At 75.3% G+C, this 25,987-nt stretch carries 21 protein-coding genes and 3 tRNA genes; 15 read left to right on the top strand and 9 right to left on the bottom strand.

Annotated features, from left to right (window positions below; genetic code table 11):
- Positions 1-135 precede the first annotated feature (135 nt).
- The 3 genes from ACFY0X_RS23015 (at position 136) to ACFY0X_RS23005 (ending at position 1,852) form a co-directional block, all read left to right on the top strand.
- A tRNA-His gene (locus tag ACFY0X_RS23015) sits at positions 136-211 on the top strand.
- 181 nt (positions 212-392) lie between these two features.
- Complete coding sequence (locus ACFY0X_RS23010; protein WP_387757034.1) at positions 393-839, top strand: DUF4442 domain-containing protein; 447 nt, start codon at positions 393-395, stop codon at positions 837-839.
- 110 nt (positions 840-949) lie between these two features.
- Positions 950-1,852, top strand: a complete 903-nt coding sequence (locus ACFY0X_RS23005; protein ID WP_387757033.1) for a hypothetical protein — start codon at positions 950-952, stop codon at positions 1,850-1,852.
- Positions 1,853-1,928: 76 nt separating this feature from the next.
- Here ACFY0X_RS23005 and ACFY0X_RS23000 read toward each other — a convergent pair whose 3' ends face one another.
- From ACFY0X_RS23000 to ACFY0X_RS22990, 3 genes are all read right to left on the bottom strand, one after another.
- A complete protein-coding gene (locus ACFY0X_RS23000; RefSeq protein ID WP_387757032.1) occupies positions 1,929-2,387 on the bottom strand; it encodes a GNAT family N-acetyltransferase in 459 nt (152 codons plus the stop codon).
- Positions 2,388-2,536: 149 nt separating this feature from the next.
- Positions 2,537-3,442 carry a spermidine synthase gene (locus ACFY0X_RS22995; protein ID WP_387757031.1) on the bottom strand — a complete coding sequence of 302 codons (906 nt, stop codon included), beginning with the start codon at positions 3,440-3,442 and terminating at the stop codon, positions 2,537-2,539.
- A gap of 105 nt (positions 3,443-3,547) precedes the next feature.
- Positions 3,548-3,931 carry a hypothetical protein gene (locus ACFY0X_RS22990; protein WP_387757030.1) on the bottom strand — a complete coding sequence of 128 codons (384 nt, stop codon included), beginning with the start codon at positions 3,929-3,931 and terminating at the stop codon, positions 3,548-3,550.
- A 261-nt stretch (positions 3,932-4,192) separates the two neighbouring features.
- On the opposite strand from ACFY0X_RS22990, the gene ACFY0X_RS22985 reads away from it, so the two are divergent.
- Complete coding sequence (locus ACFY0X_RS22985) at positions 4,193-5,815, top strand: tetratricopeptide repeat protein (protein ID WP_387757029.1); 1,623 nt, start codon at positions 4,193-4,195, stop codon at positions 5,813-5,815.
- Between the two features lie 144 nt (positions 5,816-5,959).
- Here ACFY0X_RS22985 and ACFY0X_RS22980 read toward each other — a convergent pair whose 3' ends face one another.
- Positions 5,960-6,616: a histidine phosphatase family protein gene (locus ACFY0X_RS22980; protein WP_387757028.1), complete on the bottom strand. Its 657-nt coding sequence runs from the start codon at positions 6,614-6,616 to the stop codon at positions 5,960-5,962.
- A gap of 232 nt (positions 6,617-6,848) precedes the next feature.
- Here ACFY0X_RS22980 and ACFY0X_RS22975 point away from each other — a divergent pair, with 232 nt between their 5' ends.
- The 3 genes from ACFY0X_RS22975 to ACFY0X_RS22965 all read left to right on the top strand — a co-directional run bounded on the left by ACFY0X_RS22975 (position 6,849) and on the right by ACFY0X_RS22965 (position 11,108).
- Positions 6,849-8,048 (top strand): hypothetical protein, encoded by a 1,200-nt coding sequence (locus ACFY0X_RS22975; RefSeq protein ID WP_387757027.1) that lies wholly within the window; start codon positions 6,849-6,851, stop codon positions 8,046-8,048.
- Between the two features lie 73 nt (positions 8,049-8,121).
- The gene (locus tag ACFY0X_RS22970) at positions 8,122-9,747 is read left to right on the top strand and encodes a hypothetical protein (protein ID WP_387757026.1); all 1,626 of its coding nucleotides are present in this window, start codon (positions 8,122-8,124) and stop codon (positions 9,745-9,747) included.
- On the top strand, positions 9,744-11,108 hold the full coding sequence (locus ACFY0X_RS22965; RefSeq protein WP_387757025.1) for an AAA domain-containing protein: 1,365 nt from the start codon (positions 9,744-9,746) through the stop codon (positions 11,106-11,108). Before ACFY0X_RS22970 ends, ACFY0X_RS22965 begins: the two co-directional genes overlap by 4 nt.
- Before the next feature lie 54 nt (positions 11,109-11,162).
- Here ACFY0X_RS22965 and ACFY0X_RS22960 read toward each other — a convergent pair whose 3' ends face one another.
- Complete coding sequence (locus tag ACFY0X_RS22960; protein WP_387757024.1) at positions 11,163-11,483, bottom strand: hypothetical protein; 321 nt, start codon at positions 11,481-11,483, stop codon at positions 11,163-11,165.
- A 239-nt stretch (positions 11,484-11,722) separates the two neighbouring features.
- Between ACFY0X_RS22960 and ACFY0X_RS22955 the strand changes: the two genes are divergently transcribed.
- The 3 genes from ACFY0X_RS22955 (at position 11,723) to ACFY0X_RS22945 (ending at position 12,945) form a co-directional block, all read left to right on the top strand.
- Positions 11,723-12,076, top strand: coding sequence for a hypothetical protein (locus tag ACFY0X_RS22955; RefSeq protein ID WP_387757023.1), 354 nt, complete (start codon positions 11,723-11,725; stop codon positions 12,074-12,076).
- A 139-nt stretch (positions 12,077-12,215) separates the two neighbouring features.
- Positions 12,216-12,803: a bifunctional DNA primase/polymerase gene (locus ACFY0X_RS22950; RefSeq protein WP_387757069.1), complete on the top strand. Its 588-nt coding sequence runs from the start codon at positions 12,216-12,218 to the stop codon at positions 12,801-12,803.
- A 68-nt stretch (positions 12,804-12,871) separates the two neighbouring features.
- Positions 12,872-12,945 (top strand) — tRNA-Lys (locus ACFY0X_RS22945).
- A gap of 139 nt (positions 12,946-13,084) precedes the next feature.
- On the opposite strand, the gene pgi is transcribed toward ACFY0X_RS22945, so the two are convergent.
- Together pgi and ACFY0X_RS22935 are read right to left on the bottom strand one after the other, a co-directional pair.
- Positions 13,085-14,746, bottom strand: coding sequence for a glucose-6-phosphate isomerase (gene pgi / locus ACFY0X_RS22940; protein WP_387757022.1), 1,662 nt, complete (start codon positions 14,744-14,746; stop codon positions 13,085-13,087).
- Positions 14,747-14,920: 174 nt separating this feature from the next.
- Positions 14,921-16,504, bottom strand: coding sequence for a Na+/H+ antiporter (locus ACFY0X_RS22935; protein WP_387757021.1), 1,584 nt, complete (start codon positions 16,502-16,504; stop codon positions 14,921-14,923).
- 160 nt (positions 16,505-16,664) lie between these two features.
- Between ACFY0X_RS22935 and ACFY0X_RS22930 the strand changes: the two genes are divergently transcribed.
- The 4 genes from ACFY0X_RS22930 to ACFY0X_RS22915 all read left to right on the top strand — a co-directional run bounded on the left by ACFY0X_RS22930 (position 16,665) and on the right by ACFY0X_RS22915 (position 19,451).
- The gene (locus ACFY0X_RS22930; RefSeq protein WP_387757020.1) at positions 16,665-17,573 is read left to right on the top strand and encodes an NADP-dependent oxidoreductase; all 909 of its coding nucleotides are present in this window, start codon (positions 16,665-16,667) and stop codon (positions 17,571-17,573) included.
- 74 nt (positions 17,574-17,647) lie between these two features.
- Positions 17,648-17,721: transfer RNA gene (locus tag ACFY0X_RS22925), tRNA-Lys, on the top strand.
- Between the two features lie 129 nt (positions 17,722-17,850).
- Positions 17,851-18,822 carry a GlxA family transcriptional regulator gene (locus tag ACFY0X_RS22920; protein WP_387757019.1) on the top strand — a complete coding sequence of 324 codons (972 nt, stop codon included), beginning with the start codon at positions 17,851-17,853 and terminating at the stop codon, positions 18,820-18,822.
- On the top strand, positions 18,822-19,451 hold the full coding sequence (locus ACFY0X_RS22915; RefSeq protein ID WP_387757018.1) for a DJ-1/PfpI family protein: 630 nt from the start codon (positions 18,822-18,824) through the stop codon (positions 19,449-19,451). Before ACFY0X_RS22920 ends, ACFY0X_RS22915 begins: the two co-directional genes overlap by 1 nt.
- Before the next feature lie 119 nt (positions 19,452-19,570).
- Here the strand turns inward: ACFY0X_RS22915 and ACFY0X_RS22910 are convergent, their stop codons facing one another.
- Together ACFY0X_RS22910 and ACFY0X_RS22905 are read right to left on the bottom strand one after the other, a co-directional pair.
- Positions 19,571-20,758 carry an MFS transporter gene (locus ACFY0X_RS22910; protein ID WP_387757017.1) on the bottom strand — a complete coding sequence of 396 codons (1,188 nt, stop codon included), beginning with the start codon at positions 20,756-20,758 and terminating at the stop codon, positions 19,571-19,573.
- Between the two features lie 99 nt (positions 20,759-20,857).
- The gene (locus ACFY0X_RS22905; protein WP_387757016.1) at positions 20,858-22,558 is read right to left on the bottom strand and encodes a chitinase; all 1,701 of its coding nucleotides are present in this window, start codon (positions 22,556-22,558) and stop codon (positions 20,858-20,860) included.
- A 201-nt stretch (positions 22,559-22,759) separates the two neighbouring features.
- On the opposite strand from ACFY0X_RS22905, the gene ACFY0X_RS22900 reads away from it, so the two are divergent.
- Positions 22,760-25,987 (top strand): S41 family peptidase, encoded by a 3,228-nt coding sequence (locus tag ACFY0X_RS22900; RefSeq protein WP_387757015.1) that lies wholly within the window; start codon positions 22,760-22,762, stop codon positions 25,985-25,987.

Here is a 25,987-nt window from a genome sequence, read left to right as displayed (position 1 = left end):
GCGGACCCCGCCGGAGGGCCGGAGAGGGTGCCCGCGTCCGTCCGAACGGAACCCTGGCGCGAGCACCCTCTCGGATCCTGTAGAGTTCTTCCTGTCGGAACGGGAACGCGAGAGCGGGAACGGACCGGACAGATGGTGGGTGTAGCTCAGTTGGTAGAGCACCTGGTTGTGGTCCAGGTGGCCGCGGGTTCGAGTCCCGTCACTCACCCCAGAGCCTGAGGGGCCGATCTCTTCAAGAGATCGGCCCCTCAGGCGTTTTCGCGCCCCCTCAGCCGTGCACGGCCTCAGTTGCCGCTCCCCCGCCGGTTTGTGCGCCCCGTCACACCCGTCCCACGGGTCGAGTTCCGCCCGGCCCCTGCCGCCGATAGCTACTGACTAGTAACATCGCGGTCATGACCACACCGACGATCGGCAAGATGCTCGACGACACCGTGCCGATGGCGCACACCCTGAACCTGAAGTACCTGGAGACCTCCCCGGAGCGCGCCGTGCTCCAACTCCCGGACCAGCCCGCGTACCACAACCACCTCGGCGGCCCGCACGCCGGCGCGATGTTCACGCTGGCCGAGTCCGCCAGCGGCTGCATCGTGCTCGCCGCCTTCGGCGCCCAGCTGTCCCGGGCCGTGCCGCTCGCCGTGAGCGCCGAGATCGCGTACAAGAAGCTCGCGATGGGCGAGGTCACCGCCACCGCCGTGCTCGGCCGCCCGGCCGCCGAGGTCGTCGCCGAGCTGGACGCCGGCGGCCGCCCCGAGTTCCCGGTCACCGTCGAGATCACCCGCGCCGACGGCGCCGTCACCGGAGTGATGACGGTCACCTGGACCCTGCGTCCCAACTCCTGATCGTCACGCGGTCGGTGGCCCCGGGAGCGCCGGCCCCGGGGCCACTCGTACGATGACTGTCCGTGACGGCGGGCGTGACCTCACCGCCCGGCCGCTCGTTCTCGACTCACGTGCGAGCCAATCACGCGACCGAGCCCCCGGCACCCGCCCCCCGCGGCGTCGCGGGTGCCCGCCTCGGGATCGCCCGGTGGCTGCCCCGCCCCCGTGCCGTCGCGGCCGCCGGGGCCCTGCTCGCACAGCTCTGGGGCTTCGGCGCCCCCGGGGCGTACGCGGCCGCCGTCGACCCGCCGCCGGATCCGACCCGGCCCGCCGTCCGCCGCGCGCTTCCCGGCGCCCCGGTGGTCGACCGCCCGGTGCTCGACGGACCCGCCCTCGACGGGCAGTCAGCCGAACGTCCCGTCGGGTCCGGCCCGTCGGCGGTCGGACGGCCGGATCGCTCCCCCGGACCCGCCGGGGAACCGGCCGGCGACGAGTCGGCCGACGGGATCACCGGGGCTGCCGGTGCGGTCGGCGGCGCCCTCCGGGAACGCATCCGGGCCGGCGGACTGCCCCTGCCCGGTCAGCGGGCGGCCGTCCCCGACGCCTTCGCACTCGCCTCCGGCCTGCTCGGCACCGCCCCCGCCCGGCCCCGGCCCGGCGGATCGCACGCCTCCCGCGAGGGCGGTCCCGCCGACCCGCCCGCCGCCGCCCGGCGCCGCGCCGACGCCGCCCGCCCCGGCGTTCCCCGGCACCGCGAGGCGGCGGGGGAACCGCTGCTCCAGGAGGCGGCGGCCACCACCGCCGACGAGGCCGGGCCCGCCACCGCGCTCGGCAGGACGGCGGTCTCCGCCGCTCCCCCCGCATCGGACGACGGCAGGACGCCCGACCCGGTGGCCATCGCCGACACCGCCGCGGCGACCACCTCCGGCGACGGTTCCGCCACCCTGACCGCCGTCCTCGCCCCCATCGCCGCCGGGTTGCTGCTCACCGGTGCCGCCATGTACAAGCACCGCGGACTGCCGCGCGGCCACTGAGCCGGACCGGGCGGGCCCGGGCCTCCGGCCGCATCGCGAGCGCGGCCGGAACAAGCAGCGGCGCTCCGATCCCCGCCTAGGCCGCGGCCGGCTCCAGGACCAGCTGCGGGAGTTCGCGCCCCGGGATCGAGCCGGACGGGACGCTGCCGATCCGGATCGCCCCCATCGCCAGGTAGAACGGCTCCGCGTTCGGGTCGGAGTCGATGGTGAGCCGGCGCAGACCGAGCGCCACGGCGAGGGTCCGGGCCCGTTCGAACAGCGCGCGGCCGACCCCGCGGCCGATCCACTCGGGCTCGACGAAGAGCTGGTCCAGCGATCCGGTCGGCGGCACTCCGGAGAGCGAGACGAACCCCAGCACCCGCCCGCCGTCCTCGGCCACCACGGTGGCCGAGCGCTCGATCACGCCGGCGTCCATGGTCAGCTCCTCCCGGCAGGCGTCCATGAACGCCTCGTCGTAGCCCCAGTACGCCTTGGACCGCAGCGCGATGCCGGTGAGCAGCGCGGCGTCCTCCGGCCGGGCCGGTCTGATCCGCATGGCGCTCCCCGAGGTCGACGGCCGGACGGCAGCGTCATTGTCGGCCCCGGTTCGGTCGTCCGCCAACGGTTTTACGGTCGGCGGCGCGGCGCGGAGGAGGACGGCGGTACCCACACGGCTGCGCAGGCCGGGCGCCGACGAGCGGGCCGTCAGCGGAAGACCCCCGGCGGGGGTTCCGGGGACGGGGCCGCCGTGGCGTCCGTGGCCGGGGTGGCGCCGGCGGCGAAGTCGGTGAGGGCGCGGCCGTGTTCGACCCGGGCGTGGGCGGAGTCGGAGGCGGCGCGGCGGGTGAGGTCGGCGATCGGGAGCGGGGTGTGGGCCGCGGCCAGGACGAGGTTGCCGAAGCGCTTGCCGCGCAGCACGGCGGGGTCGGCGATCAGGCACAGCTCGGGGAAGACCGCCCCGAGGGTGGCGACCTGGGAGCGGGCGAAGGGCAGGGCGCCGCCGTCGGCGATGTTGGCGGCGTACCAGCCGCCGGGGGCGAGGGCCCGGGCGGCGAGGGTGGTGAACTCGACGGTGGTGCAGTGGGCCGGGGTGCGGGCACCGGAGAAGACGTCGGTGATCACCAAATCGACGCCGCCCTCGGGGATGCGATCCAGCACGCTACGGGCGTCCGCGCCGCGCACCTTGACCTGCCAGCCGCGTTCCAACGGGAGTTCGGCGCGGACGAGTTCGGTGAGCGCGGTGTCGATCTCGGCGACCTGCTGGCGGGAGCGCGGCCGGGTCGCCGCGGTGTAGCGGGCGAGGGTGAGGGCGCCGCCGCCGAGGTGCAGGACGGTGATCGGGCGGCCGGGCGGGGCGACCAGGTCGATCAGGTGGCCGAGCCGGCGCTGGTACTCGAAGCCGAGGTGGGTGGGGTCGGCGAGGTCGACCAGGGACTGCGGGGCGCCGTCGATCAGCAGCGACCAGGCGGCGGGGCGGTCGCGGTCGGGGCGCAGCTCGGCGAGGCCGGAGCCGACGGGACGGCTGAGCGGGCCCTGGGCGTGGGTGCGTCCGCCCGGTCCGGTGGTGGCCGCCGGTTCCGGGGTGCGCGCGGCTCTGCTGCTTCGTCCCATGGCGGCCATTATCGCCGCCGGGGCGGCACACCCACAGGTCAGGGGCGTGTCGCGGGGGCTCCACCGGAGGCTGACGGGCCCGGCGGGATCCGCGCGGCACGCCCGCTAGAACGGGCCGAGGCCGCCGGCGGTGAGCGTGCAGGCGGCCTCGCAGAGGGCGGAACGGAGCACCCAGGCGTCGGTGGGGCGGGCGGTGCGGCCGACGCCGGAGGGCGGGATCACCCAGCGCGGGTCGGTGGCGGCGGGCACGAACGCGCCCGCGGTACAGGTGCTGCCGGGCAGGTGCCAGGTCTCCCAGGTGCCGGCCGGGACGAGGAAGGAGACGGTGCTGCCGTTGCGGCTCTGCAGGACGGCTCCGCAGGCGCGGCGCAGTCTCAGGATGTCGACGGCCTCCAGACCGTGCCGCAGCGCGACGGTCACGGTGTCGCAGGTGCCGGCGAGCACTCCCCCGGGGACGGGTCGGTGCTGCGGCAGTCCGGTGGCCGTCATGGGACCTCCTGTACCTCGTCGGGTCCGGAAGCACAGCCGCTGGGAGGGGTCGCCGGGCTTGGGACGGGCCGGGCGACGGCATGGGCTTTCCGCGTACCAGGAGAACGCGGCGGGTGCGGCGCAGGCCACGGGGCGCATTACAGCAAGGCATGGCATTTCATGGCGGATATCCCGCAACATCGCCCCTTTTGCCCCGGATTGATGACCGATGTCCCACCAACCGAATGTGTCCGACCGGTGACTCCGAGTACTCTCGGCGCCATGGCAGCCACCCCACCGGCCGAGCCGAACCGACCGTCCCCCAACCTCGTGATGCGCGCACTGCGCGGCGACCGCTCTCCCGGCGAGTTCGCCACGGCCGTCCGCAGAGCCGCCCGCGAGATCGGCGAGCACGTGTCCTGCGACGCCCGCTACGTCGGACGGGTCGAGTCCGGTGAGATCCGCTGCCCCAACTACGCCTACGAGCGGGTGTTCCGGCACATGTGGCCGGACCGCACGCTCACCGACCTCGGCTTCGCCTCCCGGACCTCCGTCCGCCGCCGTTCGGCGGACGGGCCCGGCGGGCGGAGCGAACCGCCTCCGCTCCACCCGACGTTCCCGCCCCTGCCCGCCCCGCGCTCACCACTCTCCACTCAACTCCCGTACGCTGCCTCGCCGTACGCGGATCCAACCGCACCGGACGGGCCCGCGTGGCCGAGTCCCGGCACGGTGCCCCGGGGGCCCGATGGATCGCCCTATCTCGACGAGGAGAACGACGACGTGCGTCGCCGTACGTTCCTGGCCGGCGGCACCACCGCGCTGGCCGCCGTGGTCGGCATCGACCGACCGGCCGCGGCCGCCGGCCGGCAGGCCGGCGCCGACCACGCCTCCCGTGCGCCCGCCGGCCGAACCGCCCTCCCCGGTACGGAGTTCACCGCGCCCTCGCTGCTCGGCGGCGAACCGCCGGTGCCCGGCCGACCGGGGCCGGTGGCGCCGCTGCGCCGGGTCGGCACCGCCGAGGTGCTCCGCGTCGAACAGGCCGTCCGGGAGATCCGGCTGGCCGACGACGCGCACGGCGCCGACGCCCTGTACGAGCTCGCCGGGCAGTCGCTGCGCAACGCGTACGTGCTGCTCAACGAGTGCGACCACAGCGCCGAGACGGAGCGCCGGCTCCAGGCCGGGGCCGGCGAACTCGCCATCTCCGTCGGCTGGTTGGCCCATGACTCGAACCGGCTCGCGGACGCCCGCTCGTTCTACTCCGAGGCGCTCGCCACCGCCCGGATGGCCGGGGACTCCGCCCTGGAGGCGCACGTCTTCTGCAACAGCGCCTTCCTCGCCCGGGACGCCGGCCGTCCGCGCGAGGCGCTGCGCGCCGCCCAGGCCGGGCAGGCCGCCGCCCGGGAGCTGGACTCCGACCGGCTGCTCGCCCTGCTGGCCATGCGCGAGGCCGGTGCCTGGGCCCTGTTGCAGGACCGCGCCTCCTGCGAGCGGGCGCTCGGCCGGGCGTACACCCTGTTCGACCGCGGCCCCGGCGAGCAGGACCCGGAGTGGATGTCCTTCTTCAGCGAGGCCGAGATCGCCGGCCTCGAGTCGCAGTGCTGGTCGGCGCTCGGCGACTGGGACCGCGCCAGCGAGCAGGCCGGGCTGGCGATAACGCTCCAGAAGCCGCACTTCGTCCGCAACCGGGTGCTGTACACCGCCGAACTGGCCCACGACCGGCTCGGCCGCGGGGACCTGGCGGGCGCGGCGCACCACGGATCGGCCGCCGTCGCGCTGTTCGGCGACGTGCGCTCGGCCCGGATCCGGAGCATGCTCGCGGACACCGCCGGACGGCTGCGCCCGCACGTCGCGGTACCCGAGGTGCGCCGGTTCCTGGCCGACTACGACCGGGCGGCGGCCGCCTAGCGGAAGGAGGCCGGCCCTCGCCCGGACCGCGGCCGGGCCCGGGCGCACCGGCGCCGCCCGACGGGGCCGGGAAGTGCGCGGAGCCCGGAGCGGTGACCGGCAGCGGAGCCGGGAGCAACCGGCAGCGGTCCGGCGGTCAGGGCGTCAGTGCCCGGCGGTCAGGCCCTCCAGGTGGGACAGGTCGTTCCAGATCTCCACCGCCGGAGCCCCGTACTCCCACGACAGCACGCAGAGCGCGGCCGTACCGAGCTTGAACCGCTGGGCGAACTCCGGCGGCAGGCCCAGCCAGCGGGCGGTCAGGATGCGCAGCAGGTGGCCGTGCGCGAACAGGACGACGTCCTGGTCGGCGCAGTGCATCACGGTGGTGTCCTGCTCCGGGACGCCGTGCTCCTCGTTGAGGCCCGCCAGGAAGGCGTCCACCCGGGCGGCCACCTCGGAGAGCTTCTCGCCGCCCGGCACCCCGTCGCGCCAGATCAGCCAGCCGGGGTGGTCGGTGGCCCGGATGTCCGCGCCGGTGCGGCCCTCGTACTGGCCGTAGTCCCACTCCAGCAGCTCCGGGCGTTCCACCGCGCGGTCGCCGAAGCCGGCCAGCTCGCAGGTCTCCTTGGCCCGGCCGAGCGGGCTGGTGTAGACGAGCGCGTCCGGCAGCCCGTTCCAGGGGGCCTTGGCGAGGCGGGCGCCGAGGGCCCGGGCCATCGCCCGGCCCTCCTCGGTCAGCGGGATGTCGGTGCGGCCGGTGTGGCGGCCGGTGGCGGACCACTCGGTCTCGCCGTGGCGGACCAGCACGATTCGGGCGGGCATGGGGGCTCCTCGGAACGGGGCGGTGGCAACGGTCGGTCTCACCCTTGAGCACCGGGCTCCATGATCCCCCACCCGGACGGCGGCCACGATCGCGGGGGCCGTCGCCGGCGGTGACGGTCGCCGGGGCCGGCGGCCCGCGACGTGCCGGGCATCCGGCCAGGGCCGCCCGGCAGGTCGCGAACGGCCCGTCCGCGCCGCGTTGTCGGACCCGGATGCGACACTGGGCCGCACCATGAACGTCTCGACGAACGTCCCGCCCCGCGGGCACGCTGAGCCGCTCGCCCAGCGGCTCGCGGAGCTGCGCGGACCGGCCCCGCAGCGCAGTCTGAACGCCCGCTCCCTCGCCGCGCTCGCCGCCAACCCGGGCTGCCACCGCCGCGCCGTGCTCGACGCGGCCGGGGTGGACAAGTCGGCGCTGGCGGCCCGGCTCGGCCGCCCCGCCCCCTTCGGCCAGTCCCCCTTCGCCATCGCCCGCGGCGTGATCTTCGAGTCCCGGCTGAAGGCCGACGGCTACGCGCCGCTGCTGGAGCCGCTCCGCCACCACCTCGGCGTCCCGGCGGACGGCCACGCCCCGCTCCACGTGCCGGACCTGCTGCACCGCTCCGGCCCGGCCGTGCGCGCCGACCGGACGGCCGAGGCACTGGCCCGGGCGGCCGCCGACCCGGAGTCCTGGACGCTGCTGGACCACCCGATGCTGCGCCTGGGGGTGGCCGGCAGCACCGCCTACCTGGAACCGGACGCGCTGGTGGTGCACGGCGGGCGGTGCACGGTGGTCGAGATCAAGTCCTTCCCGGTGCTGGACGGCAGCGCGGACCCGGCCAAGGTCGGCGCGGCCGCCCGGCAGGCGGCCGTGTACGTGCTGGCGCTCCAGCAGGCCGCCGCCGCGGCGGCCGGGCAGCCGCTCGCCGAGGACCCGTACACCGAGCAGCGGCTTCCGGGCAGTCCGCGCACCAGCGTGCTGCTGGTCTGCCCGAAGGACTTCGGCAACCGGCCGACCGCGGTCGCCGTGGACGTCCGCCGCGAACTGGCCACCACCCGCCGCCAGCTGAGCCGGATGACCGGCATCGGCCGGCTGCTGGCGGTGCTGCCGCCGGACGCCGACTTCGACCTGGCCGCCGACGAGGACGGCACGCCGGCCCGGACCGCCGAACAGCTGACCGCCTCGGTCGAGGCGGTGCCCGCCGCCTACAGCCCGGACTGCCTCTCCACCTGCGAACTCGGCTTCCACTGCCGTGCCCGGGCCCGCTGCGACGACCGGGTCGAGCAGCTCGGCCGGGGGGTGCGCGGCGAGCTGGGCAGCATCCGTACGGTCGCCGAGGCGCTGGCCGCCGCCGGCACGAAGAGCGGCGACCTGGACGGCGCGGACGAAGCCGCCGAGCGCCTGGCCTACGCGGCCGCCCTGCGCGCCGAAGCGCTGGGGACGGGCGCATGAGCGAGCGCAGCGAGCGAATCATCGAGAGGCGCGTGTGGGCGAATGCCCCTGCCGAGCGGAGCGAGGCGGGCGCATGAGTCTTCTCACCACCCTCGCCCGGCTGGAGGCCGTCCGCAGCGGCCGGGCCGAGCCGCTGGCCACCGTCCGGCACCGGCACCTGTCGGACCGCCCGATGGTGCTGGTCCCGCTGACCGCCGCCGGCGAGTCCGGCGCGCCGCTCGCGGTGATGCTCGGCACCGACCGGGACGCGCCCCGGCTGCACCTGGTGCCGCAGCCGCTCAACCGCACCCTGCGGTTCGACTTCCTGGCCGAGCTGGCCGCCGACCTGCTGCCCTACCTGGAGTCCTTCGCCGAGGACGTCGAGCAGATCGAGGGCTCCGAGAAGGACCCGGAGACCGGCGAGAAGACCCAGGTGTTCCGCGAGCTGTGCGCGGACGCCCCGCAGCTGATCGTGCCGAACAGCGCGGGCGTGCACCACCTCGCCCTGATCGGCCGCTCGACCCGCTTCCGCCGCACCGCCGAGGACGAGGAGCCGGGCCCGTACCCGGCGCCGGCCCGGGTGCCGCTGCTCGGCCGCTGGCTGACCCACCTCACCGACCGTGCCCAGGTGCCCGGCTCCTCGCTGCTGCTGCCGATGACCGGGCTGCTGGCCCGGCACTGGGCGACCGGCCAGAGCCACCTGGAGGACCAGCACCTGGCGGCCCGGCTCGCCTGGCACCGCCCGCCGCCCGGCCTGACCGGCGCGCAGGCGGCCGAGCTGGCCGAGTCCGCCCGGGACGACCGGGGGCAGCTGCTGCACCCGCCGGCCGGCCCGGCCACCGACCCCCGCTTCGACGAGGTCGTGCTCGCCCCGGCGATCGCCCGCTACGACTCCGCCGTGAGCGCCCTGCGGCACAGCACCGAGCAGCGCGACGAGGCCGCCGCCGCGCGCGCCCGGACGGCCGTACGGGCCGCGGTGACGGCGCTGGAAGAGGCGCTGACGTCCGTCCTGCTGCCCACCTGGCGAGACGTCTGGCACGGCCTGGACCTGCTGCGCGCCCTGCCGCCGGCGGGCCACCTGGCGGAGCGCTGGACCGGCGACCGCTGGTCCTACACCGGCCACCGGGACCGGCTGGCGGCCGGCGAGCCGCCGCAGCCCCGGCAGGACGACGCCGTCACCGCCGCCCGCAAGCTCGCCCAGCGCGAGCGCGAGCAGGCCCGGCTCGACGTCCAGGAGGCGCTGGACGACCCGCTGGCGATGGCCGAGCACCGGCTGGCCGGCGAGGCGTTCAGCGGGGTGGTCACGGAGGTGGTGCCGGACTGGGACACCACCGGGCGCTCCCCCAAGCCGCGCCCGCTGGTCACCCTGCGCACCGTCGACCGTCCGCACGCGGACCTCGGCCGGGAGGTGCACCGGGTCTGGGCGTCCCCCCGGCCGGAGGGCGGGGCGGCGCCGTCGGCGCAGAAGGCCGAGATCGTGGCGGTGGACACCGCCGAGGGCACCCTCACCCTGCGGGTGCTCTCCGGCATGGGCCGCAGGAAGGAGCCGGAGCCGGGCAGCCTGCCCGAGCCCGGCGAGTCGGTCACCTTCACCCTGTTCGAGCTGACCGTGCGCCAGTCCGCGCCGCTGCCCGAGCCGGACGACACCCCGTGGACCCACGGCGGCCCGCCCGGCGCCGCTCCCGTGCCCGCCCCGTCCGCCTCCGAGGAGTGGGAATGAGCCGTCCGACGACCCCCGACCAGGCCCCGGGCGCGGCCGCCGACGCCGCGGTGGCCCGGATCCTGGCGGCCACCGTCCACCCGCCCGCCGGCGCCCCGCGCGGCGTGGTGGTGGACTCCCCGCCCGGCGCCGGGAAGTCGACGCTCGTGGTGCGGGCCGCCCGCGAGCTGGTCGGGGCCGGCGAGCGGCTGATGATCGTCGCCCAGACCAACGGCCAGGTGGACGACCTGGTCGGCCGACTGGCCGAGAAGGCGCCGGACCTGACGATCGGCCGGCTGCACGCCGCGGACTCCCGGCCCGCCCCGGAGGTGCTGAAGCACGCCAACGTCACGCCCTCCGACAAGGTCGCCGACCTGGTCGAGCAGGACGTGGTGATCTCCACCTCGGCCAAGTGGCAGTGGGTGCGGGCCGAGGCCCCGTGGCGGCACGCGATCGTCGACGAGGCGTACCAGATGCGCTCGGACGCCCTGCTCGCGGTGGCCCGGCTGTTCGAGCGGGCGCTGTTCGTCGGCGACCCGGGCCAGCTGGACCCGTTCACCGTGGTCGGCACCGAGCAGTGGGCCGGGCTGTCGTACGACCCGTCCAGCAGCGCGGTGGTCACCATGCTGGCGCACAACCCGGAGATCGAGCCGCACCGGCTGCCGGTCTCCTGGCGGCTGCCCGCCAGCGCCGCGCCGCTGATCTCGCGCGCCTTCTACCCGTACACGCCGTTCCGCTCCGGCACCGGCCCGGCGGACCGCCGGCTGACGGCCGCCGTGCGCCCGGACGGCTCGGCCCTGGACGCGGCGATCGACCGGGCCGCCGAGCACGGCTGGGCCCTGCTGGAGCTGCCCGCCCGGCACACCGTACGGACCGACCCGCAGGCCGTGGCGGCCGTCGCGGCGGCCGTCCGCCGGCTGCTGGAGCGCGGGCTGACCGCCCACTCCGAACAGGGCGAGGCCCCGCTCACCGCGGACCGGATCGCCGTCGGCACCGCTCACCGGGACCAGGCGGCGGCCGTGCGCGCGGCACTGCTCAGGGCGGGCGTGCCGGTGGACGGGGCGGCCGGCCCGGCCGTCACGGTGGACACCGCCAACCGTCTGCAGGGCCGCGAGTACGACGTCACCGTGGTGCTGCACCCGCTCTCCGGGCGGCCCGACGCGACCGCCTTCCACCTGGAGACCGGCCGGCTCTGCGTGCTCGCCTCCCGGCACCGCCACGCCTGCATCGTGGTGGCCCGGGCCGGGATCGCCGAGCTGCTGGACGAGCACCCCGCGACCGAGCCGGTGCAGCTGGGCGTGCCGGTGGCCTTCCCGGACGGCTGGGAGGCCAACCACCAGGTGCTGCACCACCTGAGCGGCCACCGGGTGCACCTGCGGTAGGGGTCGGTCGTCGGTAGGGCTCGGTCCTCGGTGGGGCTCGGTCGTCGGTAGGGCTCAGTCCTCGGTCTCGCAGACGGCGAAGGCCCGGACGGACTCGTTCTTGGCCCGCACCCACCAGGTGGTCGGGGGCTCCTGGTCGGGCGCGGGCCCGTTGTAGACCACGGTGGTGGGCTCCTCGTGCATGAGGACGTACCCGCCACCGGTCAGGTGGGTACCGCTCGGACAGGTCGCCGACGACCAGCCGTCCGGGGCGCTCGGCTCTCCGACCACCACCTTCGCCGTCTCCTCGGCGACCGCCGGCGTCGCCGCGGCCAGGCCGAGCAGGGCGGAGGCGGCCGGCAGGACGCCGACGGAGCGGATCTTTCGCCTGTACATGGGGATCTCCCGGTTCTGTGACTGGTCGGTACGTCCGCGACGCCCTGCCAACCGGTTCGCATGCGACCAGGACACTGGGAGCGCGAGGTGCACGCCCGGCGCGTGCCGGGGAATAGCGCTTGCGTGCGCACCGTTCCGCTACCGGCCACCGCCGCGAGACAATGGACGGCGGCCACGACCGGGCGGCGCAGCCCGGAGCAGATTCCCCTCCCCCACCCGAGACCCGGAGGTGTCCGTCCATGCCCGACTCCCCAGAGTCGTCCGAGCCCACCAGGCGCGTACGTCCGGTGCAGCTGCTGTTCGAGCCGCAGTCCGCCGAACCCGAGCCGGAACGATTCTTCGACCTGGAGTCGATCGAGGACCCGGCGGAGCTGCTGCGCCGCTCCACGGAACTGGCCCTGGCCTTCCGGGCCGCCGCCGAGCGGGCCACGGACTTCCAGGCGGTCGCCGCCGCGCAGCTCGCCGACCCGCGCCGGTTCGACGCGCTGTCCGACGCCGAGGTCGGCCGGCGGGCCGACTGGACCCCGGACTACGCCGCCAAGATGATCGAGTACGGCCGCACCCTGCTCCAGCCGCGCCGGCACGAGGACTGAGCCCCCGCGCGTAGTCCCGGGCAAGGGCCCCTGGCATATGCGCGGCGGGGAAGGGTACGCCGTCCCCCGCCGCGCTGTCCGGCGAACCGCGCTTTCCGTCCCGCCGGGGGCACCCGCCGCGCAGGCTGCTCCCGTGGAGATCTGGACACAGCAGTCGGTGACGCGGCAGTCGGTGGTGTACCCCTCGGTGGTGCACCCGTCGGTGGAGTACGTCGGCGCGGCCGGGGAGGCCTGGCTCGCCTCCGCCAGCGAGTACCCGCGCAGCATGCGCGCCCTGTGGGAGAGCCGCCCCTGGGCGGCCTCGGTGCTGCCCTGCGGGCGCGCCTTCGACGTGATCAGCATGCCGGCGCTGTTCGGCCGCCGGGTGCTGGACGAGCTGTGGGCGTCCGGGCCGGGCTGCGGGCCGGTGGCCGCCCACCGCGGGCGGCTGCTGCTGTTCGTCCAGCCGGGCGCGGCGCCCCGGCTGCGCCGGCTGCTGGCCTGGGAGGAGTGGGCCCGGGACGTGCCGCCGCTGCTGTGCCACGGCAAGGGCGACGCGGTGACCGTGCCGCCCCTGCAGCGGATGGTGAACAGCCCGGACTCCCCGGGGCAGGGCGCCGGCCGGTGGATCGTCGCGCCGGAGGGGCGGGAGCCCCGGCTGCCCGGCGCCGCGGTGGTGCTCTGGGCCTGCGTACGGGCGGCGCGCGAGCCGGTCCCGGCCGGGGCGGCCCCGGTGACCGGGGAGTGAACGCGGGGCGACCGGTATTCGATTTTGGCTCGGCCGCACGGCGCTGCTAGAGTCTTCTCTGTCAGCAGGCGCCGCTAGCTCAGTTGGTTAGAGCAGCTGACTCTTAATCAGCGGGTCCGGGGTTCGAGTCCCTGGCGGCGCACAGACAGCCGGAAGGCCCTTCGCGAGAGCGAGGGGCCTTCCGGCGTTTTCCGGTCCGGGCCTTCGAGGACCGACGCAACGGGGCTCCGGCCCCGGGTGCCGGGCCGCCCGCCGGAGCGGACGGCCCGGTCGGGCCCGGCTCAGCGGCCGCGCAGCGCTCGGTAGCGGGCCACCAGCTCGGCGGTGGAGCTGTCCAGTTGCTCGGCGCCCTCACCGGTGAGCAGCACCGGCTCGATCCGCTTGGCGAGCACCTTGCCCAGCTCGACGCCCCACTGGTCGAAGGAGTCGATGTTCCAGACCGCGCCCTGGACGAACACCTTGTGCTCGTAGAGCGCGACCAGCTGGCCGAGCACCGAGGGGGTCAGCTCGCCGGCCAGGATGGTGGTGGTCGGGTGGTTGCCCTTGAAGGTCTTGTGCGGGACGAGCTCGGCGGGCACGCCCTCGGCGACGACCTCCTCCGGGGTCTTGCCGAAGGCCAGCGCCTGGGTCTGGGCGAAGAAGTTGGCCAGCAGCAGGTCGTGCTGGGCGACCAGGCCGGGGAGCAGGTCGGCGACCGGCTTGGCGAAGCCGATGAAGTCGGCCGGGATGACCTTGGTGCCCTGGTGCAGCAGCTGGTAGTAGGCGTGCTGGCCGTTGGTGCCGGGGGTGCCCCAGACCACCGGGCCGGTCTGCCAGTCCACCGGGGTGCCGTCGCGGGTCACCGACTTGCCGTTGGACTCCATGTCCAGCTGCTGGAGGTAGGCGGTGAACTTGGACAGGTAGTGCGAGTAGGGCAGCACCGCGTGCGCCTGGGCGTCGAAGAACGCGCCGTACCAGATGCCGAGCAGGCCGAGCAGCAGCGGGACGTTCCGCTCCGCCGGGGCGGTGCGGAAGTGCTCGTCGACCAGGTGGAAGCCGTCCAGCATCTCGCGGAAGGCGTCCGGGCCGATGGCGATCATCAGCGAGAGGCCGATCGCCGAGTCGTAGGAGTAGCGGCCGCCTACCCAGTCCCAGAACTCGAACATGTTGGCGGTGTCGATGCCGAAGTCCTGCACGCCCTGGGCGTTGGTGGACAGCGCGACGAAGTGCTTGGCCACCGCGTCGTTGCCGGCGCGCAGCCCGGTGAGCAGCCAGTCGCGGGCGGAGACCGCGTTGGTGATGGTCTCGATGGTGGTGAAGGTCTTCGAGGCGACGATGAACAGCGTCTCGGCCGGGTCGAGGTCGCGGACCGCCTCGTGCAGGTCGGCGCCGTCCACGTTGGAGACGAAGCGGACGTCGAGGTCGCGCTTGGCGTACGAGCGGAGCACCTCGTAGGCCATCGCCGGGCCGAGGTCGGAGCCGCCGATGCCGATGTTGACGACGGTGCGGATCGGCTTGCCGGTGTGGCCCTTCCACTCGCCGCCGCGGACCCGGTCGGCGAAGTCGGCCATCCTGTCGAGGACGGCGTGCACCGCGGGCACCACGTTCTCGCCGTCGACCTCGATCACGGCGTCGCGCGGGGCGCGCAGCGCGGTGTGCAGGACGGCCCGGTGCTCGGTGTTGTTGATCTTCTCGCCGCGGAACATCGCGTCCCGCAGCTCGGCGACGCCGGTGGCGGCGGCCAGCTCGCGCAGCAGCTCCAGCGTCTCGTCGGTGACCAGGTGCTTGGCGTAGTCCACGTGCAGGTCGCCGACCTGCAGGGTGTAGCGGCGGCCGCGCTCCGGGTCGGCGGCGAACAGCTCACGCAGGTGGGTGTCGCCCAGTTCGGCCCGGTGCTTGGCCAGGGCGGCCCACTGCGGGGTGCGGTCCAGCGGGGTACGGGCGTCGGCGCGGGTCTCCGACATCGGTGGGTCCTCGATTCATCTGGGTGCAGAAACCGGCAGGGCCAGGCGTGAGGGTTCGCCGAGGTCGTGCGGGTACTGGTGGTGCGCCGACTCCGTTGACGGCCTGCCCGGGTTCAGCCTATGCAACCCCAGGGCCGGTCACGCACATTCCGCCCGGCGGGGGCGGACAGTCCGTCACTTCCGTTCGGAGCGCAGGTCCAGTCCGCGCAGCACCTGGTCGACCAGCTCCGGATCGGCGCCGGGCTCGCTGCGGGCGGCGAGCATCTCGCGCCGGGAGGCGGCGATCATCTCCTGCTCGACGTCCCGGGCGGCCCGCCACTGGGCGATCCGCAGCCGGGCCTCGGCGGCCTCCTCCTCGGCGTAGTTCTCCGGGCAGAGCCGGGCCAGCCGGTCGTGCTGACGGTCCCGCAGGCGGTCGGCGACCTCGGCGGGCAGCCGGTCCTGCTCCTCCAGCTCGCCGAGCCGCCGGAGCCCGGCCTTGGCGGCCCGCCACCAGAGCTGGCGCACGGCCTGTTCGTGCCCGTCCCGGTCGATGTCCAGCTCGAACCGCTTGGCCAGCCAGGGCAGGGTGAGGCCCTGCACCAGCAGGGTGAAGAGCACCACGCTGAAGGCGATGAAGACCAGCCGGCCGCGCTCGGGGAAGTCCTCGCCGGAGTGCAGGGTGAGCGGGATGGCGAGCGCCAGGGCGACGGTGGCCACGCCGCGCATGCCGGACCACCAGAGGATCACGCTCTCCTGCCAGCTGAACGGCGTGTCCTCCTCGTCGCCGGAGCGCAGCCTCTTCGACAGCCAGCCGGCCGGCAGCAGCCAGAGCAGCCGGACCCCGACGACCACCGCGATGACCACGGCGGCGTCGCCGAGGAAGCCGGTCCAGCCGCGGCCGGCCTCCTTGAGCACGGTGGCCAGCTCCAGGCCGATCAGGCCGAAGGCGACACCGGTGATCAGGATCTCGACCACCTCCCAGAACGCGTTGCCGACCAGCCGGTAGGAGACGGCGTCCGCGTCGGAGGCCCGCTCGGCGAGGTACAGCGCGCAGACCACGACGGCGAGCACGCCGGAGCCGTGGAGCTCCTCGGCCAGGGCGTAGGCGGCGAAGGGCACCAGCAGGTTGAGCGCGACCTGCTGGGTCGGGTCGTCCAGCCGTTCGGCGAGCTTGGTGTTGAGCCAGCCGAGCGCGACGCCGACCACCACCGCCAGCACCGCGGACAGCACGAAGCGCAGCACCGCGTGCCCGGCCGAGAAGTCGCCGCTGACCACGGCCTCGATGGACAGCGTGTAGATGACGATCGCGGTGACGTCGTTGAACAGCCCCTCGCTCTCCAGGATCGACACCAGGCGGCGGGGCAGTCCGACGCTGCCGGCCACCGCGACGGCGGCCACCGGGTCGGGCGGGGAGACCAGCGCGCCGAGCGCGATGGCGGCGGCCAGCGGCAGGGTCGGCAGCAGCCAGTGCACGGTGCCGGCCACGGCGACCGTGGTGACCACCACCAGGGCGACCGCCAGCAGCAGGATCGAGCGGGCGTTGGCCTTGAAGTAGCGCACCGAGGAGCGCCGGGCCACCGCGAAGATCAGCGGCGGCAGGACCAGCGGCAGGATCAGCTCCGGCTCGATGGTGACGTCCGGGATCTGCGGGACGAGCGCCATGACGATGCCGAGCAGGGTCATCAGCACCGGTTGCGGCACTCCGGTCCGCCGCCCGAGCGGCATGGTCACCACGGAGGCGAGCAGCACCAGGAAGAACAGGGGCAGCTGGCCCACGGGGAGGTTCCTCTCGACGACGGACGGCTGAGCGCCGCCCAGGATAAATCTGACAATGCGCTCAATAATGTCGACACGCTGAACAGCGGCTTGACCTCAAGCGCACTTCAGGTCCGAGGATCGTCGGCATCGGAAGGATCGACGAGGGGCGGGAACAGGCATGAAGGCGGTCACCGTGACGGGCAGCGGCGGTCCGGAGGTCCTCCGGGTCGGCGAGGTGCCCGACCCGGAGCCCGGGCCGGGCGAGGTGCGGGTGCGGGTGTACGCGGCCGGGGTGCAGCCGGTGGACCTCGCGATCCGCGAGGGCTTCCGGCCGCCGGGGCTGGCGGTCGAGCCGCCGTTCGTCCTCGGCAACGAGTTCGCCGGGGTGGTGGAGGCCGTCGGCCCGGACGCCGGGGACCGGCGGGTCGGGGACGAGGTGCTGGGATTCCGGGTGCTGGGCTGCCAGGCCGAACTGGTCACCGTGGACGCCGCCCGGCTGGTGGCCAAGCCCGCCGGAATGCCGTGGGAGCAGGCCGGTTCCCTCTCCGCCTCCGGCCAGACCGCGCACCTGGCGCTCACCGCGCTGGGCGTCGGCCCGGGCGACACCGTGCTGGTGCACGGCGCCGCGGGCGGGGTCGGCACGGTCGCCGTCCAGCTGGCCCGGGCCTGGGGCGCCACGGTGGTCGGCACCGCGAGCGAGCGCAACCACGGGTATCTGCGGGAGCTCGGCGCGGTGCCGGTCACGTACGGCGAGGGGCTGGTCGAGCGGGTCCGGGCGGTGGCGCCGCAGGGGGTGACCGCCGCCTTCGACGCCGCCGGCCGGGGCGCCCTGGAGGCCTCCGTCGAACTGGTCGCCGACCGGGACCGGATCGGCACCGTGGTCGACTACCCGGGCGCCGAGCGGCTGGGCGTCCGGGGGCTGCGCGGCGAGCGGACGGCCGAGCGGCTGGCCGAGCTGGTGGAGCTCTGGGAAGCCGGCGGGCTGCGGCTGGAGGTCGAGGAGACGTTCCCGATGGAGCGGGTCGCCGAGGCGCACCGGCTGGTCGCAGCCGGGCACGTCCGCGGCAAGGTGGTGCTGACCGTATGAGCGCGGCCGGGCTCCCGGCCCGGGCCGATTGTGAGTTTCGGCTGCTGACCAGGTAATGTTCTCCACGTCAGCAGGCGCCGCTAGCTCAGTTGGTTAGAGCAGCTGACTCTTAATCAGCGGGTCCGGGGTTCGAGTCCCTGGCGGCGCACAGACAGCCGGAAGGCCCTTCGCGAGAGCGAGGGGCCTTCCGGCGTTTCCGCGTACGCCCGCGGCGCGTGGCAGGAAAGGTGGGAAGCAGGTCATTGCTGCCACCACGGCCCGCTGACAGGCTGGTCGCATGACAGGACGCAGCGTGCTCGTCGTCCTCTACGAGGGCGTGCAGAGCCTCGATGTGACCGGCCCGGTGGAGGTCTTCACGGGGGCGTGCTCCGCCTCCGGGCAGCCGGACGCGTACCGGGTGACCACCGCCGCACCGGGCGGCGGGCCGGTGCGGGCCTCCAGCGGACTGCGGCTGCTGCCGGACGCCGACCTCGCCGGAGCCGGACCGGTGCACACCCTGCTGGTTCCCGGCGGGGAGGGCACCAGGCACCCGGACCCGGCCCTGGTGGCACGGATCCGGGAACTGGCCGGACGGGCCGAGCGGGTGGTGTCGGTGTGCACCGGGGCCTTCCTGCTCGCCGAGGCCGGACTGCTGTCCGGTCGCCGGGCGACCACCCACTGGGCGCACTGCGAGGCGCTGGCCCGGCGGTTCCCGGACGTCGAGGTGGACCCGGACCCGATCCACGTCCGGGACGGCCCGATCGCCACCTCGGCCGGGGTCACCGCCGGGATCGACCTGGCGCTCGCCCTGGTGGAGGAGGACCTCGGACGGGACACCGCCCTGGTGGTCGCCCGTCACCTGGTGGTCTTCCTGCGCCGGCCGGGCAACCAGGCCCAGTTCAGCGCCCAGCTGGCCGCCCAGGTGGCGGCCCGGCAGCCGCTGCGCGAGGTGCAGCGGTGGATCGCCGAGCACCCGGAGGCCGACCTCTCGGTCGGGGAGCTGGCCCGCCGCTCGGCGCTGTCGCCGCGGCACTTCGCCCGCGCCTTCGCCGCCGAGGTCGGGGTGCCCCCGGGCCGGTACGTGGACGGGGTCCGGCTGGAGGCCGCCCGGCGCCGGCTGGAGGACACCGACGACGGGATCGAGGAGGTCGCCCGTCACTGCGGCTACGGCACCCCGGAGGCGATGCGGCGCGCCTTCGTCCGGGCCCTGGCCGCCCCGCCCGCCGAGTACCGACGCCGTTTCCGACCCGAACCCACCGGAGGTCACTGATGCGCATCGCCATCCTGCTCTACCCCGAGTTCACCACGCTGGACGCGGTCGGCCCGTACGAGGTGCTGTCCCGGATCCCCGGCGCCGAGGTCGTGTTCACCGCCGCCGAACGGGGGCCGGTGCGCAACGACGTCGGCAGCCTGGCGGTCACCGCGGACGCCACCCTGGACGAGGTCGACTCGGCCGACCTGCTGCTGGTGCCCGGCGGGCCCGGGACGCAGGCCCAGCTCGGGAACGAGGCGCTGCTCGACTGGCTGCGCCGGGTGGACGCGACCACCGCCTGGACCACCTCGGTCTGCTCGGGCTCGCTGCTGCTGGGCGCCGCCGGGCTGCTCAAGGGCCGCCGGGCCACCTCGCACTGGAGCGTGCTGGACCGGCTGGCCGGGTACGGGGCGGAACCGACCGGGACCGAGCGGGTCGTCATCGACGGCAAGTACGCCGTCGCCGCCGGGGTCTCGGCCGGGATCGACCTCGCCCTGACGCTGGCCGGCCGGATCAGCGGGGACACCACCGCGCAGGCGATCCAGCTGCTGATCGAGTACGACCCGCAGCCGCCGTACGCGTCGGGCGCCCTGGCGAAGGCGTCTCCCGAGGTGGTCGAGGCGGTGAACCGGCTGATGGTCCGCTAGCCCGGCGAGGCCGGGCAGGGCGGTCCCGGCGCCGGGCTGTCCCGGTGCCGAGACCGTCTCGGCACCGGCGGTCTCGGCACAGACGGTCTCGGCACAGGCGGTCTCGGCGCCGGGCGGTCTCAGCGCCGGGGCGGGAAGGCGTGGCGGCGGGCGGCGGTGGCCACCGCGAGGACGGGGAGCATCAGCGCGAGCACCGTCCAGGGCAGGGCGCCGGTGCCCAGGCCGCTCAGGACCAGGCCGCCGACCACGCCGCCGCCCGCCATCGCCGCGTTCCACAGGGTCACCAGCACGGCCTGGGCGGCGTCCGCCCGCTCCCCGCCCGCGTCGCCGAGGGCGGTCTGGAGCAGGGTCGGGGCGCCGCCCCAGCCCAGGCCCCAGAACAGCGCCGCGACGTACACCGGCGGCGCGCTGCCGGACCACACCGCGAGGACGGCCGCCGTCAGCGCGACCAGCAGCGCGCCGCCGATCGTCAGCTGCCGCAGCCGGCGGTGGATGTGGACGCCGATCAGCCAGACGCTCACCAGCGAGGCCGCCCCGAAGACCAGCAGCACGGTGCCGGTGGCGGCGCCGAGGCCGGCCCGGTCCAGGAAGGGCGCGATGTAGGTGAACAGGATGGTGTGCGCGAGCACGTAGAGCACCGTCACGGCGAGCACCGGCCGTACGCCGGGCACGGCGAGCGCGTGGCGGACCGCTACCCGCTCACCGGCCGGCTGCCCGGGCTGGTCCGGCAGCAGCGCCGCGATCCAGCCGATCACGCCGACGGCCAGTGCCGTCATGGCCAGGAACGGCACCCACCAGGCGAGCACCTGCCCGAGGAAGGTGCCGACCGGCACTCCCAGCGACAGCGCCACCGGCACGCCCGCCATCGCCACCGCCATCGCCCGGCCCTGCTGCCCGACCGGCACCAGCCGGCGCGCGTACCCCGCCAGCAGGGCCCAGGCGAGGCCGGCCGCGACGCCCGCGAGGAAGCGGGCGGCCAGCGTGAGCGGGTAGCTGGTGGACGCCGCGGTGACGGTGTTGGCCACCGCGAAGCCCGCCATCGCGGTGAGCAACAGCCGCTTGCGGCCCCAACCGGTGGTGGCCGCGGCGAGCGGGATCGCCGTGACGGCGGAGCCGATCGCGTAGACGGTGACGGTCTGCCCGGCCGCCGACTCGCTGACCCCGAGCGCCTCGCTCATCCCGGGCAGCACGCCCGCGGGCAGGTTCTCGGTGAGACCGGTGACGAAGACGGCGGTGGCCAGCGCGAGCAGGGCCGACAGGGGAAAGGGCTTGTGGGGTACCGGGGTCGTGAGCTGTGTGGTCGCCATGGGGACCATGCTTGGACCTCACACCGGTGTCAGGTTCAAGCACGGTCCCGCGGGCGGGCCGTCGGGCCGTCAGGCCGGCCGGGCCTCCGGGCCTCCGGCTCAGCGGCCGAAGTAGCCGTTGAAGTTCCTGGAGAACTCCTGGCCGCCGAACCGGTCCCAGTTGATCGACCAGGTCATCAGCCCGCGCAGGTTCGGCTGCGCGCCCGAACGCGGCACGTACGTCCCGCAGTTGGCCAGCTTGGTGAGGCAGTCCAGCGCCTTGTTCACCTCCGCCGGGGCGACGTAGCCGTTGCCCGCGTTGGTGGTGGCCGGCATGCCGATGGCGACCTTGGCGGCGGGCAGCGCCGGGAACACCCTGTCGGCGTTGCCCGCCACCGGGAAGCCCTTGAGCAGCATGTCCGTCATCGCGACGTGGAAGTCGGCGCCGCCCATCGAGTGGTACTGGTTGTCCAGGCCCATGATGGAGCCGGAGTTGTAGTCCTGGACGTGCAGCAGGGTGAGGTCGTCGCGCAGCGCGTGGATGACCGGTAGGTACGCCCCGGCGCGCGGGTCCTGGCCGCCCCAGGGGCCGGATCCGTAGTACTGGTAGCCGAGTTGGACGAAGAAGGTCTCCGGCGCCATGGTCAGCACGAAGCCCGGGCCGTACTTGGCCTTGAGGGTCTTCAGCGCGGAGATCAGGTTGACGATGACCGGGCTGGTCGGGTTCCGGAAGTCGGTGTCACCGGTGTTGAGGGAGAGCGAGTGCCCCTCGAAGTCGATGTCCAGGCCGTCCAGGCCCCACTTGTCGATGATCGCCGAGACCGAGCCGACGAAGGCGTCCCGGGCGGCGGTGCTGGTCAGCTGGACCTGGCCGTTCTGGCCGCCGATCGAGATCAGCACCTTCTTGCCCTGGGCCCGCTTGGCGGCGATGGCGGCCTTGAACTCGTCGTCCGACTCGACGCCCGGGCACTCGACGGCCGGGCAGCGGTTGAAGCGGATGTCGCCGGAGGTGACGGAGGTGGGCTCGCCGAAGGACAGGTTGATGAAGTCCCAGGAGTTCGGGACGTCGGCCATCCGGGTGTAGCCGGCGCCGTTGGCGAAGCTCGCGTGCAGGTAGCCGACCAAGGCGTGGCTGCCGGCCGGCTGGCCGGTGGGCGTGCCCGTCGGGGTTCCGGTGGGCGTCCCGGTCGGGGTGCCCGTCGGCGTCGCGGTCGGGGTGCCCGTCGGGGTCGCGGTGGGCGAGGCGGTCGCGGTCGGCGAGACGGTGGGCGTGGGCGTCGGGCTGGGGGCGCCCGGGCCGTCCAGCGAGACGTCGTCCGCGTAGTAGGTGCCCTGGCCGTACCAGCCGTGGGTGTAGACGGTGGCACTGGTCTGGCTCGCCCCCGTGGTGAAGCTGAGGCTGAGCTTCTGGTAGCCGCCGCCGGTGCCCGGCGTCCAGGTGCTCGGGCCACCGCCGTCCACGCCCAGGTAGACGTACGAGCCGTTGACGAAGGCGCTGAGCGTGTAGGTGGTGTTCGGGGCGACGGTGACGGTCTGGCCGCAGCGGGCGGTGTCGCCGGCCGTGGCGGCCGCGGCGAGCGCCCGGCCGCCGCTGTGCACCGGGGCGGTGACGACGCTGCCGGAGCCGGCGGCGCAGCTCCAGGGGCCGAGCGAGCCGGACTCGAAGCCGCCGTTGGTCAGGAACTCGCCGGCCGAGGCGGCGGGCGCCAGGCCCAGCGTCACGCCGACCAGGGCGGCCGCGGCGACGGCGGAGGCGGTACCGGCGGCGACGGCCGCGCGGCGGCCCTTGGCCGGGGTTCCGGGGATGGGTGTTCTGCGCATGCGGGTGCTCCTGCGATGGCGCGGTCGTGGGGGACGTCCGAGGGCACGCCGGAGCACGCGCCAGTGGGGGGAACGGCCCGGCCTGGCACCCAAGTTGGACTAGACCACTGAAGTGGATCCGGCCGTACGGTGTCAATGGTCCAGACCGGTTCCCGCTCTCCTCCGGTTGCCGGGGGTGACGCCCCGTCGAAGGATGGAGGAGTGATCCCGCCCGGCTACCTCCGCCACCCCCACCTGCACGGCGGCCTGCTCACCTTCACCGCCGAGGACGACGTCTGGGTCGCCCCGCTGGACGCCGACGGCACCGGCACCGGCCGGGCCTGGCGGGTCGGCTGCGACCGCACCCGGGTCAGCCACCCCCGCTTCTCCCCCGACGGCACCACCCTCGCCTGGACCAGCTGGTTCGCCCTGACCCCCGAGGTGTGGACCGCCCCGGTCGAGGGCGGCCAGGCGAGCCGGCTCAGCTTCTGGGGCAGTCAGGACACCCGGGTGCGCGGCTGGCTGCCGGACGGCGAGGTGCTGGCCGTCACCTCCTACCACGAGCCCTTCGGCCACTACACGTGGGCGCACGCCCTGCCGCCGGACGGCTCCCCCGGCCGCCGGATGCCCTGGGGGCCGGTCGGCGACGCCCAGATGAGCCGGGAGCGGACCGTCCTGCTCACCGGCGCCGCCCCGCACGAGCCGGCCGCCTGGAAGCGGTACCGGGGCGGGGCCACCGGCCGGCTCTGGGTGGACGGCGAGCGGATCCTGCCCGGACACACCGGACACCTCGCCGCCCCGATGCCGGTCGGCGGGCGGATCGCCTTCCTCTCCGACCACGAGGGCATCGGCAACGTCTACTCCTGCCGCCCGGACGGCACCGACCTGCGCCGGCACACCGACCACGCCTCCTACTACGCCCGCGAGGCCGCCACCGACGGCACCCGGATCGTCTACCAGCACGCCGGCGACCTCTGGCTGCTGGACGGCCTGGACGCCCCCGCCCCGCGCCGGCTGCGCGTCCCGCTCGGCGGCGCCCGGGCCGGCCGCCGCCCGTACCAGGTCAACGCCGCGAGCCAGGTCAAGGACCTCGCCTGCGACCAGACCGGCCGGGCCGGGGTGGTCACCGTGCGCGGCAGCCAGTACTGGCTCACCCACAAGGACGGCCCGGCCCGCGTGCTCGCCGACACCCCCGGGGTGCGCACCCGGCTGCCGGTGGTGCTGGGGCACACCGGCGAGGCGGCCTGGATCACCGACGCCGAGGGCGCCGACGCGATCGAGGTGGTGCCGCTGCCCGGCCGCACCGAGCCGCCGGGCCACCCCGGGGCGGAGAAGCACCGCCACCGGGTGCTCGCCGCCGGGCGGATCGGCCGCGTCCTGGAACTCACCGCCTCCCCCGACGGCACCCGGCTCGCCGCGACCACCTCGGACGGGCGGCTGCTGCTGGTCTCCGCCGCCGACGGCGAGGTGCGCGAACTGGCCGCCTCCGGCTACGGACCGTGCTCCAGCGCCCGCTTCTCCCCCGACTCGCACTGGATCGCCTGGTCCGAGCCGGTCGCCGGGCGCTCGCTGCGCCGCATCCGGCTCACCCGCACCGACGCGCCCGCGGCCACCACCGACGTCACCGACGGCCGGTTCGAGGACGAGCAGCCGGTGTTCACCCGGGACGGCCGCTACCTGGCCTTCCTGTCCTGGCGCGGCTTCGACCCGGTCCACGACGTGCACACCGGCGACCTCTCCTTCCCGGTCGGCTGCCGCCCGTACCTCGTCCCGCTCGCCGACGACACCCCCTCGCCGTTCGCCGCCCCCGCCGAGGACGGCCCCCCGCACGGCGACGGAGGCGGCGACGGCACCGTCCGGGTGGACCCGGAGGGCATCGGCGAGCGGCTGCTCCAGTTCCCGGTGATCGCCTCCAAGTACTCGGCCACCGACGCGGTGCGCGGCGGCCTGGTCTGGCTGCGCTGGCCGATCTCCGGCACCCTCGGACAGACCTTCGCCAGCCCGGAGGACACCTCGGGCCGCCCCTCCCTGGAGCACTTCGACCTGGCCCGGGGCACCCGCAGCACCCTGGTCGACAGGCTGGACGGCTACGCGGTCTCCGGGGACGGCGGCTCGATCGCGGTCTACTCGGCCGGCACGCTGCGGGTGGTGCCGGTCGCCGCCCCCGCCGCCGGCACCACCGTCGACCTGCGCCGGATCACCCACACCGTGCACCCGGCCGCCGAGTGGCGCCAGGCCTACCACGAGGCCGCCCGGATCGTCCGGGACCAGTTCTGGGACGAGCGGATGTCCGGCCTGGACTGGCCCGCGCTGGTCGCCCAGTACGAGCCGCTGCTGGACCGGATCTGCTCCCCCGACGACTTCGCCGACCTGCTGCGCGAACTGCTCGGCGAACTCGGCACCTCGCACGCCTACGTCACCCCCTCCCGGCGCGCCGAGGGCCCGGCCCTCGCCCAGCAGCCGCTCGGCCTGCTCGGCGCCAACGCCCACCGCTCCCCCGAGGGCCGCTGGCTGGTCCACCGGGTACTGCCCGGCGAGAGCTCCGACCCGCGCGCCCGCGCCCCGCTGGCCGCCCAGGGCGTCCGGGACGGCGACGAGCTCCTGGAGGTCGGCGGCCGCCCGGTGGACCCGCTGCGCGGACCGCTGCCGCTGCTGGCCGGCACCGGCGGCACCACCGTGGAACTGGCCCTGCGCAGCGGCCCGGACGGCCCGGTGCGGCGGATCGTGGTCACCCCGCTGACCGACGAGCGGCCCATCCGCTACCAGGACTGGGTGGCCCGACGGCGCACCCTGGTCCGGGAGTTCAGCGACGGGCGGTGCGGCTACCTGCACATCCCGGACCTCGGCGGTTCCGGCTGGGCGCAGTTCAACCGGGACCTGCGGCGCGAGCTGGACAAGCCCGCGCTGGTGCTGGACGTCCGGGGCAACGCCGGCGGCAACGTCTCCGAACTGGTGCTGGAGAAGCTCTCCCGGCACGTCCTGGCCTGGGACTTCACCCGGGACCGCCGGCCGGTGCGCTGGCCCCGGAACGCGCCGCGCGGACCGCTGGTGGCGCTGGCCGACGAGGCCACCAGCTCGGACGGCGACGTGATCATCGCGGCGATCAAGCTGCTCGGGCTCGGCCCGGTGATCGGCACCCGCACCTGGGGCGGGGTGGTCGGGATGAGCGGGCGGCACACCCTCGGCGACGGCACCCAGATCTCGGTGCCGAAGAACGCCTCCTGGTTCGGCGGCGGGCTCGGCTGGTCGGTGGAGAACCGGGGCGTGGAGCCGGACGTGCACATGCTGCGCACCCCGCGCGACTGGGCGCGGGGGCGCCACCCGGAGCTGTTCGCCGCCGTCCGGCTGGCCCTGGAGCTGCTGGAGGACGCGCCCGCGGCGGCGCCTCCGCCGGAGTCCACGCCCCGGCCGGACCTGCGGCGGCCGCCGCTGCCGCCGCGGACGAACTGA

It is taken from the genome of Kitasatospora sp. NPDC001547 (assembly GCF_042894165.1).
In the GTDB taxonomy this organism is placed as follows: domain Bacteria; phylum Actinomycetota; class Actinomycetes; order Streptomycetales; family Streptomycetaceae; genus Kitasatospora.
The sequence above is the reverse complement of the archived record's forward strand: the minus strand, read 5'-3'. Positions and strand labels throughout refer to the sequence as shown.